General features: G+C 72.3%; 10 protein-coding genes. 6 read left to right on the plus strand and 4 right to left on the minus strand.

Annotated elements, in window-relative coordinates; all coding sequences use genetic code 11:
• Positions 1-22: 22 nt before the first annotated feature.
• Together ACFYWM_RS01955 and ACFYWM_RS01960 are read right to left on the minus strand one after the other, a co-directional pair.
• Complete coding sequence (locus ACFYWM_RS01955) at positions 23-1,114, minus strand: tartrate dehydrogenase (protein ID WP_389907382.1); 1,092 nt, start codon at positions 1,112-1,114, stop codon at positions 23-25.
• A complete protein-coding gene (locus tag ACFYWM_RS01960) occupies positions 1,111-1,845 on the minus strand; it encodes a GntR family transcriptional regulator (protein WP_389907384.1) in 735 nt (244 codons plus the stop codon). Before ACFYWM_RS01960 ends, ACFYWM_RS01955 begins: the two co-directional genes overlap by 4 nt.
• Before the next feature lie 99 nt (positions 1,846-1,944).
• Here ACFYWM_RS01960 and ACFYWM_RS01965 point away from each other — a divergent pair, with 99 nt between their 5' ends.
• From ACFYWM_RS01965 to ACFYWM_RS01985, 5 genes are all read left to right on the plus strand, one after another.
• The gene (locus ACFYWM_RS01965; RefSeq protein ID WP_389907386.1) at positions 1,945-3,372 is read left to right on the plus strand and encodes an MFS transporter; all 1,428 of its coding nucleotides are present in this window, start codon (positions 1,945-1,947) and stop codon (positions 3,370-3,372) included.
• On the plus strand, positions 3,369-4,406 hold the full coding sequence (locus tag ACFYWM_RS01970; protein WP_389907388.1) for a phosphoglycerate dehydrogenase: 1,038 nt from the start codon (positions 3,369-3,371) through the stop codon (positions 4,404-4,406). The genes ACFYWM_RS01965 and ACFYWM_RS01970 overlap by 4 nt, the downstream gene beginning before the upstream one ends.
• Positions 4,403-5,788, plus strand: a complete 1,386-nt coding sequence (locus ACFYWM_RS01975) for an acyclic terpene utilization AtuA family protein (protein ID WP_389907390.1) — start codon at positions 4,403-4,405, stop codon at positions 5,786-5,788. Before ACFYWM_RS01970 ends, ACFYWM_RS01975 begins: the two co-directional genes overlap by 4 nt.
• Positions 5,781-6,104 (plus strand): DUF4387 domain-containing protein, encoded by a 324-nt coding sequence (locus ACFYWM_RS01980; RefSeq protein WP_389907392.1) that lies wholly within the window; start codon positions 5,781-5,783, stop codon positions 6,102-6,104. Before ACFYWM_RS01975 ends, ACFYWM_RS01980 begins: the two co-directional genes overlap by 8 nt.
• A gap of 115 nt (positions 6,105-6,219) precedes the next feature.
• Positions 6,220-7,794, plus strand: a complete 1,575-nt coding sequence (locus tag ACFYWM_RS01985; protein ID WP_389907394.1) for a carboxylesterase/lipase family protein — start codon at positions 6,220-6,222, stop codon at positions 7,792-7,794.
• A gap of 133 nt (positions 7,795-7,927) precedes the next feature.
• Here the strand turns inward: ACFYWM_RS01985 and ACFYWM_RS01990 are convergent, their stop codons facing one another.
• Positions 7,928-9,616, minus strand: a complete 1,689-nt coding sequence (locus ACFYWM_RS01990) for a PQQ-dependent sugar dehydrogenase (RefSeq protein ID WP_389907396.1) — start codon at positions 9,614-9,616, stop codon at positions 7,928-7,930.
• A gap of 348 nt (positions 9,617-9,964) precedes the next feature.
• Positions 9,965-11,785, minus strand: a complete 1,821-nt coding sequence (locus ACFYWM_RS01995) for an ABC transporter ATP-binding protein (protein WP_389907398.1) — start codon at positions 11,783-11,785, stop codon at positions 9,965-9,967.
• A 400-nt stretch (positions 11,786-12,185) separates the two neighbouring features.
• Between ACFYWM_RS01995 and ACFYWM_RS02000 the strand changes: the two genes are divergently transcribed.
• Entirely contained in the window at positions 12,186-13,133 is a 948-nt protein-coding gene (locus tag ACFYWM_RS02000) for a TauD/TfdA dioxygenase family protein (RefSeq protein ID WP_389907400.1), read from the plus strand.
• The last annotated feature ends 17 nt before the right edge of the window (positions 13,134-13,150 follow it).

Below are 13,150 nucleotides of genomic sequence, written 5' to 3' on the forward strand. Positions count from 1 at the left end.
GATCACCACGTAACCGGCCTGATCACCGCGCGGCGGCGACCTGGGCGGCGATCGCCCGGCCCAGTTCCAGGGTGGTGCCGCGGCCGTGGAGGTCGGGGGTGAGCGGGGCCTCTTCCGGGCCCGCCGCGAGGACGTCCTCGATCGCGGCCAGCAGGTGCGCGCCGGCGTCGGGGTGGCCGAGGTGGTCGAGCATCATCGAGGCGCACCAGATCTGCCCGATCGGGTTGGCGACGCCCCGGCCGGCGATGTCGGGCGCGGAGCCGTGCACCGGTTCGAAGAGGCTCGGGTGGGTCCGGTCGGGGTTGATGTTCGCGCTCGGGGCGATGCCGATCGTGCCGGTGCAGGCGGGGCCCAGGTCGGAGAGGATGTCGCCGAACAGGTTGCTGGCCACGACGACGTCGAACCGGTCGGGGTGCAGGACGAAGTTCGCCGCCAGCGCGTCGATGTGGCTCTTGTCGTAGGTGACATCGGGGAACCGCTTCGCCATCTCCTCGACCCGCTCGTCCCAGTAGGGCATCGAGATCGAGATGCCGTTGCTCTTCGTCGCCGAGGTGAGGTGCCGGGCCGGCCGCCGTCCGGCGAGCTCGAAGGCGTAGCGCAGCACGCGGTCGACGCCCACGCGGGTCATCACCGTCTCCTGCAGGACGGTCTCGCGCTCGGTGCCCTCGAAGATCCGGCCGCCGATGCTGGAGTACTCGCCCTCGGTGTTCTCCCGGACGACGACGAAGTCGACGTCGCCGGGCTCGCGGCCCGCCAGGGGGCTGCGGACACCCGGCATCAGCCGGCAGGGGCGCAGGTTGACGTACTGGTCGAACGTGCGCCGGAACTGCAGGAGGCTGCCCCACAGCGAGACGTGGTCGGGCACGACCTCCGGCCAGCCCACGGCGCCGAAGAAGATGGCGTCGTAGGAGCCGAGGATCTCCTGCCAGCCGGGCGGCAGCATCGTCCCGTGGCGCTGCCAGTACGCGGCGCTGGCGAAGTCGAAGTGGTCGAACCGCAGGTCGAGGCCGAACACCTCGGCGGTCGCCTCCAGGGCCCGGAGCCCCTCCGGGACGACCTCCGTGCCGATCCCGTCGCCGGGGATCACGGCGATCCGGTACGAGGGTGCTGTCATCGGTTCCTCCCGCGGGGGTGTGCTCTCAACGCGTCCAGACCGCCCTGGGCGTCCTCGATGACCAGCCGTTCCGCGGTCGCGGAGTCGCCCTGCCGCAGGGCGCGCACCAGCGCGCGGTGACCGGCGTAGCGGTCCAGCCCGAAGCGGTCGTCCATGGCGATCTTCTCAAGACGCAGGGCCCGGCGCTCGGGCTGGGAGAAGACCTGGGACTGTTCGAGGAGCCGGATCAGCACCGGGTTGGCCGCGCACGCGTTCACCGCCTCGTTGAACTCCTGCATCCGGTCGAGCAGCGCGGTGAGGTGCCGGTCGACGCTCTCGCCGTTGCGGTGCCGGGTGATGAGGACGATCAGCAGGTCATCGGCGGCGTCGAGGATCGCGTCGAGGACGTCCAGCTGTTCGGGGGTGGCGTTGCGGGCCGCGAACCGGGCCACCAGGCCCCGCAGGCCTATCTCGACCTCGGCGAGGTCGTCGATGGCGCGCTCGGCGATGTCGGCCACGACGACCGTCCGGGGCCCGGTGCGCTGGATGAGCCCGTCGTGTTCGAGCCGGAGCAGCGCCTCGCGCACCGGTGTCGGGCTGACCATGAGCCGCTCGGCCAGGCCCCGCTCGGTCACCTTCTGGCCCGGGCGCAGCGTGCCGGTCCCGATCGCCTCCCGGAGGGTCTGGTAGGCGAGGTCGGCCCGGGTCTCGCCGCGCGCGTGGGGTTGGTCCGTCGTCGACTTGACCGTCATGGGCTCACGATAACAGTCGCAATGGCACATTTCGATGCTATGTATTGACATTTTTGCTATGGCAAATAGTGTGACTGCTGCCACACCGAGGAGGACGCCATGGCCAGCGCGACGCGAGCCGAAAGCCGTTCGGCGGGCACCGGGAGGATCACGTTCTACGTGGCCCTGGCGGTGTTCGCCCAGGAGTCGACCTGGAACTTCTACGACAACCGGGTGCCCGAACTGCTGCGGGACCACGTCGCCAGCGTCGCCGTGATCGGCCTGCTCATGGGCATGGACAACCTGCTGGGAATCTTCATCCAGCCCTACATGGGCAACCGCTCGGACAACACCCGGACCGCCTGGGGGCGCCGGATCCCGTACCTGGCGGTCATGATGCCGCTGGGCGCCGTGCTGTTCCTGCTCATCCCGTACGCGACGTCGCTGACCTGGCTGATCCTGGTGATCTTCCTCTACGCGCTGGTGATGAACAGCTTCAAGCCGGTCAGCGAATCGCTCATGCCCGACTTCATCGAGCCCGCGCGCCGGAGCCGGGCGAACGCCGTGGTGAAGATCGCGTCGGCGCTGACGACCATCGTGGCCGCGCTGGTCAGCCTGCTGCTGGTCGACGACCACCCGGAGCTGGCCTTCGCCGTTCCGTCCGGCCTCATGCTGGTGGCGGCGGCGGTGCTCGTCTGGCGGGTACGCGACAGCCGGTCGCCGGCGTACAAGGCCGCCCTCGCGGAGGACGCGGCGTCGGCGGGCAAAACGTCAGGGGACAGAGCGTCAGAGGACGAAGCGGCAGGGGACGAAGCGTCGGCGGGCAAGGCTTCGAAGGCTTCGGGGGACTCGAAGGCTTCGGGGGACCGGGCATCCGGGGGCGGGGCGTCGCCGGAGGGCGGCGGGGCGCGCGATGCGGACGTCAAGGTCGGGCTGGGGGCCGTCGTCCGCGACCTGGTGCTCGCTCCCGACCGGAGCCGGCTGCTGCTGATCGTCGCCGTGTTCGTCTTCGGGGGAGCGTGGTTCGCCTCGCGTTCCCTGATGACCCCCTACGGCGTGGAGGTCCTCGGCCTGTCCGACGGCGAGGCGGGCGGGCTGACGCTGCCGAGCGGGATCGTCTTCATCCTCGCCGCCTTCCCCGCCGCGCTGCTCGCCGAGCGTTTCGGGCGGCTGCGGGTCATGTTCGCCGGGATAACGGTCTTCTGCGCGGGGGCGATCCTCGGGGCCGTCCTCCAGACCCCGACGACCACCGTCGTGGCGCTGTGCCTCGCGACGGCCGGCGCCGCCGGGTTCATGATCAACGCGGTCGTCGTGCTGTGGAACCTCGCCCCGTCGAGCCGCGTCCTGGGCACGTACACCGGCCTGTACACGGTCGGCTGGGCCGGCGGGGGATTCGCCGGACCGGCCCTCGTCGGCCTGGCGGTCGACGTCACGGGATGGCACCTGATGCTCCTGCACATCGCCGTCCTGGCCGCCGTCGCCGTACTGCTGGTCGTCCGGGTCGACCGGCTCCGGCGCGCGGGCGTGGCGGGGGAGGGCGCCCGATGAGCACCCCGCCCACCGTCCTCGTCACCACCGACTACCTGGTACCCGGCGACGAGGTGGACGGCCTCCTGCGCGAGGCCGGCCTCGCCACCCGGCACCGCCCGCTGCGGGGAGCCCGCGAGCGCGACGAGCTCGTCGCGATCCTGGACGGCTGCGTGGGCGCGCTGATCGCCCACGAGCCGATGACGGCCGAGGTGTTCGCGCGCGTCCCGGCCCTGCGCGCGGTGGTACGCACCGGCGTGGGACACGACTCCGTCGACGTCGAGGCCGCGACCCGCGCGGGCGTCTCGGTGAGCAACCTGCCCGGCGTCAACGCCAACGCCGTGGCCGAGTACACGATGGCCCTGCTGCTGGCCCAGGCCCGGCGGCTGGTGCCCGTCGCCGCCGGTGTCCGGGCCGGTCACTGGCCGCGCGAGGACGGCCACGAGCTTCGCGGCAGGACGCTCGGGCTCCTCGGGTACGGCGCGACGGCGCGGGCCGTGGTGCCTCTCGCCCAGGCGTTCGGGCTGTCGGTGCTCTGCACGACCGGCGTGCCGGAGAGCGGGCGCCACGACGCCTCCGTACGGTTCGTGGACCTTCCCGAACTGCTGGCCGCGTCGGACTTCCTCTCCCTGCACACGGCGCTCACCCCGGCCACCCGGCACCTGATCGGCGCGTCCGCGCTCGCGCGGATGAGACCGACGGCGCACCTGATCAACACCGCCCGCGGTGCCGTCGTCGACGAGACGGCACTGGCCGACGCGGTGCGCGCGGGCAGGCTCGCCGGTGCCGCCCTCGACGTCACCGGCACCGAACCGCTCCCGGCGGACAGCCCGCTGCGCGACGTGCCGGGCATCACGGTCTACTCCCACCTGGCCGGGCAGACCGCCGAGGCCCGGCGGGCCGCCGGTCTCGACGGCGCCCGCGAGCTGGTGGCCGCCCTGCGGGGACGTCCCCGGTCCTCGCTCAACGCCCACCTGCTCCCGCCCGCACTCCCGCCCGCACTCCCGCCCGTACGACCAGTGATCACCGAAGAGACAGAGATGAGGACGACATGACGGGTACGCCCGGGACCGAGGTCAGGATCCTGGTCCCCAGCGGGATGCTCGGGGCGGGGTTCCCGCCGGAGACGGTCGATCGGGGGATCGGGCTCGGGGCCGACGTGATCGCCGTCGACGGCGGTTCCACCGACTCCGGGCCGTACTACCTGGGCTCGGGGACGGCGAAGACGACCGCCGCGGCGGTCGCCCGTGACCTGCGGATCCTGTTGCGGGCCGCGGCCGGCGCGGGCATCCCGCTGATCGTCGGCTCGTGCGGCACGAGCGGCACCGACTCCGGCGTCGACTGGGTCGCCGGGATCGTCGGCGGGATCCTGCGGGAGGAGGGCCTGGACCTGAGGGTCGCCCGCGTCTACAGCGAGCAGACGGCCGCCGTCCTGAAGGAGAGGCTCGACGAGGGACGGATCCACCCGCTGGCGCCGATGGGCGACCTGGACGCCGCCACACTGGAGGGCTGCAGCCACATCGTCGGGATGATGGGCCACGAACCCATCGTGGCGGCCCTGGAGGCCGGGGCCGACGTGGTGCTCGCCGGCCGGGCCACCGACACCGCCGTCGCCGCCGCGTACCCGCTGATGAAGGGCATGCCGGCCGGTCCCACCTGGCACGCGTCCAAGATCATCGAATGCGGCGGGCAGTGCACCACCAACCCGCGCACCGGCGGTGTCCTCGCGACCGTCGACCGGGACGGCTTCACCATCGAGCCGCTCGACCCGGCCGCCGCGTGCACGACGACGTCGGTGGCGGCGCACATGCTCTACGAGACGGTCAACCCGTTCGAGATGCGCGAGCCGGCGGGCACGCTGGTGGTCTCCGACGCGGTCTACACCGCGCTGGACGAGCGCCGCGTGCGCGTCGAGGGGTCACGCTTCGAGATCGCCGACCAGTACACGATCAAGCTCGAAGGGGCCCGCGTCACGGGCTACGAGACCATGTCCTTCACCGCGATCCGGGACCCGCACATCCTCGCCAGGATCGAGGAGTGGGTCGCGCTGATGTACGAGATCCTCGCCGGGCGCGTGCGGCAGACACTGGGTCTCGAACCCTCCGAGTACGCCGTGGACATCCGCCCCTACGGGTACAACGCCGTGCTGGGGAGCATCGACCCGGCCTCCGGGCCGCCCCGGGAGGTCGGGGTGATGATGCTGGTCAACGCCCCGGACCAGGCCACGGCCACCGCGATCGCCAAGATCGCGAACCCGTTGATGCTGCATCTCCCGACTCCCGACATGGATCACCTGCCCAGCCTGGCCTTCGCCACCTCGCCGGCCGAGAGCGAGCGCGGGCCCGCTTACCAGTTCGTGCTCAACCACGTCGTGGACGTGGACGAGCCCACCGCCATGTTCCGTATCGAGATCGCCGAGGACGGTTCCCGTGACTGACGACCGCAGGCCCACGCTGGGGGAGATGGCGCTGGAGGTCCGCTCGAAGAACGCCGGCCCGTTCTGGGTCACCATGGAACTCTTCATGCGTACGGCGGAGGACTACGCGATCGTCGCCGACGAGGACTTCATCAACGAGGAGGTCGTCGCGCGGCTGTACGACCTCGACGCGGCGAGCGTCCAGATCTTCCGCGTCCCCGCCCTCAACGTCGTGAAGATCTCGTTTCCCCGGCCGGTGGCCCAGGGCAGCCTGCGCGACCGCGACATCCACGCGGGCCAGCACCACGTCCCCCTGGCGGCGCTCGTGCCCCCGTGAGAGTCACACGTGACAGCGGGTTCCGGGCTCGTGCGGGGCGAGGCTTAAACGCTTTGCCCGCGGGCGGCGCGCGTTGAGATGCTCGGCCGAGCAGGAACGGAGAGGAGACCGCGAGATGGCCGTCACCGAGTCCAGGAAGCCGTCCGAGCCTGGGTCGTCCGAGCTCGGGCCGTCCGCGCCTTCCGAACCGTCCGCGCCGGAGGTTCGCACGGGGGCGGGTGTCCTTCGTGGTCGCCGGGAGGCGGGCCTGGCGGTCTTCCGCGGCGTCCCGTTCGCCGAGCCGCCGGTCGGGGCCCTTCGTTTCGCCGAGCCGAGGCCGGTGCGCGGCTGGGACGGCGTGCGCCCGGCGCTCGCGTACGGCCCGCCGCCCCCGCAGTCCGGCGTGCTCGGGGTCTCTCAGGACGTCGCGGGCGACGACTGGCTCACGCTCAACGTCTGGACCCCGGAACCCGGTCCGGCGGCGGGGCTGCCGGTGATGGTGTGGATCCCCGGCGGCGGTTACGCCATGGGCGACTCCAGCCTCCCGGAGTACGACGCCGGGCACCTGGCCGGCAGCGGGACCGTGGTGGTGACCCTCAACTACCGTCTCGGCGTCGAGGGTTTCGCGCAGGTCGGCGGGGCCCCGGCCAACCGCGGGCTGCTCGACCAGGTCGCGGCCCTGCGGTGGGTGCGCGACAACATCCGGGCGTTCGGCGGCGACCCGGACCGGGTCACGGTCTTCGGGCAGTCGGCGGGCGGCGGATCGGTCGCCGCGCTGCTCGCCATGCCGCGCGCCGCCGGGCTCTTCCACCGGGCGGTCGCGCAGAGCGTGCCGGGAACGTTCTTCTCCCCCGAGCTGGCCGCCGACATCGCCGCCGCCTGCGCCGCCGAGCTGGGGGTGGAGCCCACGGTGTCCGGCCTGTCGGCGGTGGACCCGGCCCTGCTGCCCGCCGCGGGCGACGCGGTCTTCGCCAAGACGCTCCAGTGGCGGGAGCGCTGGGGACAGATCACCCACCGGCCGATCCCGTTCGCGCCGGTCGTCGACGGCGACGTCCTGCCGGCGACCCCCTGGCGGGCGCTGGCAGGCGGCGCCGCCCGCGACGTCGGGCTTCTCGTCGGGCACACCCGCGACGAGCACCGGTTGTTCAGCCTGATCGACGGCGTGCTCGGCCAGGTCACGCGCGAGCAGGCCGAGACCGCCCTGCGCATGCTCGCCCCGGGCCCCGACGGCGCGTCCCGATACCGGCGGGCGTTCCCGGAGGCGGCCGACGAGGAGCTGTACGAGCTGGTCAACGCCGACTGGTTGTTCCGTATGCCGAGCCTGCACCTCGCCGACGCGCAGATCGCCGGCGGCGGCCGGGCCCACCTCTACGAGCTGACCTGGCCCGCCCCGGGGCTGGGCGGCGCCCTGGGCGCCTGCCACGGCCTGGACGTGCCGCTCGTCTTCGGCAACCTGGGCACCGGGCAGACCGCCGCGCTGATCGGCGACCCGTCCTCCCCGGCGGCGGAGGAGCTGTCCGCGCGGATCCGCGAGGCGTGGACGGCGTTCGCCGCGCACGGCGACCCGGGCTGGCCCGCGTACGACGCCGACCGCCGCCTCGCGCGGCTCTTCGACACGCCGTCGACGGTCACCTCCTACCCGGAGGAGGCCTCACGGCTGCTGTGGCGGGACCACACCTTCCCGGCGCTCCCGCTGCTCGCGGGACAGTAGGGGAGGTCGCTTCCCCTACCGCCCGCGGGTGACGAGGTTCACGCGGTTTCCCGGCCCCCGCGGCCGGGAGGTCACGGTGACGATGGCCGCGCGGTTTCCCGGCTGCCCGCGGCTGGGAGGCCGCGGGCGGGACTCAGGGGCTCGTGCAACGGTAGCCGGACGGCGTCTGGGTGTTGCCGCTCGGGCGGCTCGCCTGCAGCCCGAAGGTGGTGCTCTGGCCGGGGCCGAGGGCGCCGTTGTGGCCGGCGTTCCGCGCCGTGACGGTCTGACCGCTGACGGTCGGAGTGGCGTTCCACGAGCCGGTGACGGCGTGGCCGTTCGGCAGCGTGAAGGTCACCGTCCAGCCGTTGAGCGCGGACGTGCCGGTGTTGGTGACCGTGACCGGCTGGAGCACGTACCCGCTGCCCCACTGCGCCTGGACGGTCGCCGTCACCGAGCATCCGCCGGGGTTCCCGCCGCCCGGGGTGGTGGTGACCGTCGCGGTGTTCGAAACCGGCGAGAGGTTGCCCGCCGCGTCGCGGGCCCGGACCTGGTAGCGGTACGTGGTGTTCGCGGTGAGCCCGGTCGCGGCGAACGAGGTGGTGGCCGAGGTCCCCACCTGCGTGAAGGTGCCGCCGGACGCGCCCGGCGCGCGCAGGACGTCGTAGCCGGTCACGCCCACGTCGTCGGTGGAGGCGGTCCAGGTCAGGGTGGTCGCGGTGGAGGTCGTCCCCGACGCGGCCAGACCGGCCGGCGCGGTCGGCGGGGTGGTGTCGCCCCCGGTGGAGGCCGGTGGGACGCGGACGACGCGGTCGTCCTGTGCCACCGGGGTGCCGCGGCCGTCCCGGTTGCTGGTCGTCACCCAGAGCCAGCCGTCGGGCCCGACCGCGACCGTGCGGAGCCGCCCGTAGGTGGACTGGAACTCGGCCAGCGGCGTGCCGGCCGTACCGCCGCTGGTCAGCGGTACCGCCCAGAGCCGCTGGCCGCGCAGCGCGGCGACGAAGAGCGTGTTGTTGGCCCAGGCCAGCCCGCTCGGCGACGCCTCGGCGGTCGTCCACGTGACGATCGGGTTGCGGAAGGAGGGGTTGGTGCACGTGCCCTCGCACGTCGGCCAGCCGTAGTTGGCGCCCGCGACGATCTGGTTGATCTCGTCCCGGGTGTTCTGCCCCAGTTCGGCGGCGTACATCCTGCCCTGGGAGTCCCAGGTCAGGCCCTGGACGTTGCGGTGGCCGTAGGTCCAGACGCGGGAGCCCGCGATCGGATTGTCCGAGGGCACGCCGCCGGTGGGCGTGATGCGCAGGATCTTCCCGGCGAGGCTGTTGAGATTCTGCGCGTTGGCGGTGTTGGCGGCGTCGCCGGTCGCGATGTAGAGCATGCCGTCGGGCCCGAAGGCGATGCGTCCGCCGTCGTGGATGGTGCTGCTCGGAACCCCGGAGAAGACCACCGGCTGCGTCTGGGGCGCGGTCAGCCGCAGCCTGACCAGGCGGTTGTCCCCGGCGGTGCTGGTGAAGTACGCGTACACCCAGCCGTCCTGGGCGTAGGCGGGCGACACGGCGATGCCGAGCAGGCCGCTCTCACCGGAGGCGCTCACCCCGCTGACGGTCGCGACCGTCGTGGGAGTCTGGCCGGGCCGCACCTGAAGGATGCGCCCGGTGTTGCGTTCGGACACCAGCGCGCTGCCGTCCGGCAGGAACGCCAGGCCCCAGGGGACCTGGAGGCCCGTGACGGAGACCTGCGCCCGGGAGAAGTCGAAGCCGCCCACCACCTGGGCGCGGGCCTCGGGGGCGGTGACGACCAGCGCGAGCAGCGCCAGAATCAGGGCCGGGATGACACGGGCGCGCATGATGGGCTCCTCGGGACTCCTTGACCGGACCACTGTGCGGATGCCAGCACCGTAGGCACGCGGGCCGCCGAACCTCAAACACCCCGGCCGGGCCGCCCTGACAATCTGCGAGGACGACGCCGCGCCCGTGAAACTTTCATGTGAGTGACGAAAGTCGTGGTTCGGGAGCGGTGTCGCGTGGTCGGTGTTCCGGGATCGGTTTCCGGGGGCTTGCGGGCGGGGCCGGGACGCCCGCGTGCGGTCCGCGTGCGGTGGTGGGGCTGGATGTCCGTGTGCCGGTGCCGGTGCCGGTGCCGGTGCCGGGGACAGGGGCGGGGACGGGGACGGGGACGGGGACGCCTGTGTGTGTCAGCGGTGGACGGTGTCCGGGGTGTCCTCCTCCAGGAGGAAGCCGCCGGACTGGTGGTGCCACAGGCGGGCGTACGGGCCCTGGGCCTGGAGGAGCTCGTGGTGGTCGCCCTGCTCCACGATGCGGCCCTGGTCGAGCACGACCAGGCGGTCCATGCTGACGACGGTGCTCAGCCGGTGCGCGACCACGAGGGCGGTGCGGTCACGCATCAGGCTCCACAGGGCCTCCTGGACGAGGATCTCGCTCTCGGAGTCGAGCGCGCTCGTGGCCTCGTCCAGCAGCAGGATCGGCGCGTCGCGCAGGATGGCGCGGGCGAGGGCGACGCGCTGCCGCTGGCCGCCGGAGAGTTTGACGCCGCGCTCCCCGACCAGCGTGTCGAAGCCGTCGGGCAGGGTCTCGGCGAACTCCGTGACGTGCGCCGCCCGCGCGGCCCGGTGGATCTCGGCGTCGGTGGCGCCCGGCCGGGAGAAGGCGATGTTGTCGCGCAACGACCGGTGGAACAGCGCGGGCTCCTGGGGGACGTAGGCGATGAGGCCGCGCAGGTCGGCCTGGCGGAGCCGGGTGATGTCCTGGCCGCCGACCAGGATCCGGCCGCCGTCGACGTCCATGAGGCGGAGCAGCAGCCGGGTGAGGGTGCTCTTGCCGCCGCCGGACCGGCCGACCAGGCCGATCTTGGTGCCTGCGGGGATGTGCAGGTCCAGGCCGTCGAACAGGGGCGGGTTGCCCGCGTGCGCGAACGCCACCCGCTCGAACCGGACACCGGCGTCGGCGGGGCGCAACGGCTGCGGGTCGTCCGGGTCGACCACCCCCGGCGGCGTGAGGAGGAGCTCGGTGAACTGCGCGGACTCGGTCAGCACGCTCTCCAGGCGACGGTAGATCTGGTTGAACTCGAACATGATGCCGATCGAGGTCGAGTAGTAGCTGAACGTCACCACGATCGCCTCCACGCCCAGGCCGCCTCGCAGGACGACGGTGAGCAGCAGGCCGACGGTGCCGGTGAGGATCGACATCGGCGCGATGACGGTGTCGACCCGGAGGTTGCCGTAGTCCCAGGAGCGGAGCGTGAGCTCGCGTTGCTCGGCGGCGCGGGTCCGGTGCTGCGCGGCCTCGCGGCCCTCGGCGGCGAACGCGCGGACCGTCTCCATGTTGGCCAGTACGTCGGCGACGTGCCCGGACACCCGCACCTTGGCGGCCTCGCGCCGGTCCACCAGCCGCTGGCGGCGGCGGATGAGCGGGGCGACGAGGAGACAGGTGACGGCGATGAGACCCACGAGGACGAGGACCAGCAACGGGTGGTAGTGCCACAGCACCACCGAGGCGAACCCCAGCGGAACCACCTTGGCGAGGATCGAGAACGTGAGCGTGTCGACGAAGCCCTCGAACCCGTTGGAGAAGCTCAGCACCCGTTTGGTCAGCGAGCCGGCGAAGTTGTCGTGGAAGAACGCGGCGTCCTTGGCCAGCAGCTCGTCCATGCCCGTCGCGCCGAGCCGCTCCATGCCCCGGGCGTCCAGGCGGTTCAGGAAGTGCATGGCCACCCGCCACAGGATCTCGCCCGTGAGCAGCAGCGCGCCGAAGCCGAGCACGTACGGCACGAGGACGGCGGTGGAGGCATCGCCGCCCTCGGACAGGCGCCCCACGATCGCGCCCACCATCAGCGGCGCCAGGTAGAACAGGCAGGTGTTCCCCATCGCCGGCAGGAGCAGCGCGGGTATGGCGACCCGCCACTGCCTCAGCAGCTCCCCGTTGTAGTAGCGCAGCGCCAGCAGGACGGCCGACCTGCGGGGGGACGGCCTGTCGGGGGAGTCAGGTGATTCAGGCACGGTCACTCCCCCCTCCGGACACCGACGGCCTTGGACACCGGCGGCTGTGGTCATGTTGGCCCAGGACGGGCGGGGGAGGCGAACGGTTTTTCGCCGGCCGGGCCGCCGGGGACCCCTCCCGGCTCGCGGCGGGAGAGGGGGTGCCGGTGGCACGATCACTCCTCATCGAGTACGAATCGGGTACGAACCAGGCGCTGAATCGGGCGCGAACCGGACGCTGAACCGGACGCGAATCGGGTGCGAGCCGGACGCGAATCGGGTGCGAGCCGGACGTGAACCGGGCGCTGGATCGGGCGTGAAAAATTCCCTAGTAAACCTGTAGGAATAGTTGACATTATTTCTTTCCCGGCACACGCTGTGATGGCCCGCCCGTACATCGCCCATCGAAAGGTCTCAGGGAATGACCCAGCTCCATGACCACGGGACGCCTGTCGTCCCCGACGGCTCCTATCGGCACATCGACGTCACGCGGGTCGGCGGCGTGATCGGCGCGGTCGTCGGCGGCATCCGGGTGGACGGCGAGGTCGACGCGGCAGCGGTCGCCGAGCTGCGTGCCGCGCTGCTGCGCCACCGCGTGATCTTCCTGCGGGACCAGGGGCATGCCACCGACGCCGACCAGTACGCGTTCACCAGGCTGCTCGGCACCGTCACCAGGCCGCATCCGACGGTGGCGGGCGACGGTGAGGCCGTGCTCCCGATCGACTCCGAGCAGGGCAAGGCCAACAGCTGGCACACGGACGTGACCTTCGTGGACCGCGTCCCGGCGATCAGCGTGCTGCGCGCCATCACGCTGCCGCCCTACGGCGGGACCACGGTGTGGGCCAACACGGTGGAGGCCTACCGGCGGCTGCATCCCGGCCTGCAGGCGCTGGTGGGCCGGCTGCGCGCGGTGCACTCGAACCTGTACGACTACGCGGCGCAGCGCCCGCAGATCGGCGGGATCGACGTCAAGGAGCAGGAGTACCGCGAGCAGTTCCGCAGCAGCGAGTTCGAGACCGAGCACCCCGTCGTCCGCGTCCACCCCGAGACCGGCGAGCCGTCCCTGCTGCTCGGTCACTTCGTCAGGTCGTTCGTCGGCCTGAGCAGCGCCGATTTCCACGACCTGTTCTCCCTGCTGCAGCGGCACGTCACCCGTCTGGAGAACACGGTGCGCTGGAACTGGCGCGACGGGGACATCGCCATCTGGGACAACCGGGCCACCCAGCACTACGCCGTCGCGGACTACGACGACCTGCCACGGCTTCTCCACCGCATCACGCTGGCCGGCGACATCCCGATCGGCGTCAACGGTGACGTCAGTGTGGTCCGCAAGGGCGACGCCGGTGCCTACTCGCCCATCGCCGGCTGAGCGGCGGCCTGTCCCGG

It is taken from the genome of Streptosporangium sp. NPDC002721 (genome assembly GCF_042888905.1).
In the GTDB taxonomy this organism is placed as follows: domain Bacteria; phylum Actinomycetota; class Actinomycetes; order Streptosporangiales; family Streptosporangiaceae; genus Streptosporangium.

Bases quoted from the DNA above. Each gene is read 5' to 3' on its own strand.
- ACFYWM_RS01955 (WP_389907382.1), bottom strand. From the start codon at position 1,114: ATGACAGCACCCTCGTACCGGATCGCCGTGATCCCCGGCGACGGGATC.
- ACFYWM_RS01960 (WP_389907384.1), bottom strand. From the start codon at position 1,845: ATGACGGTCAAGTCGACGACGGACCAACCCCACGCGCGCGGCGAGACC.
- ACFYWM_RS01965 (WP_389907386.1), top strand. From the start codon at position 1,945: ATGGCCAGCGCGACGCGAGCCGAAAGCCGTTCGGCGGGCACCGGGAGG.
- ACFYWM_RS01970 (WP_389907388.1), top strand. From the start codon at position 3,369: ATGAGCACCCCGCCCACCGTCCTCGTCACCACCGACTACCTGGTACCC.
- ACFYWM_RS01975 (WP_389907390.1), top strand. From the start codon at position 4,403: ATGACGGGTACGCCCGGGACCGAGGTCAGGATCCTGGTCCCCAGCGGG.
- ACFYWM_RS01985 (WP_389907394.1), top strand. From the start codon at position 6,220: ATGGCCGTCACCGAGTCCAGGAAGCCGTCCGAGCCTGGGTCGTCCGAG.
- ACFYWM_RS01990 (WP_389907396.1), bottom strand. From the start codon at position 9,616: ATGCGCGCCCGTGTCATCCCGGCCCTGATTCTGGCGCTGCTCGCGCTG.
- ACFYWM_RS02000 (WP_389907400.1), top strand. From the start codon at position 12,186: ATGACCCAGCTCCATGACCACGGGACGCCTGTCGTCCCCGACGGCTCC.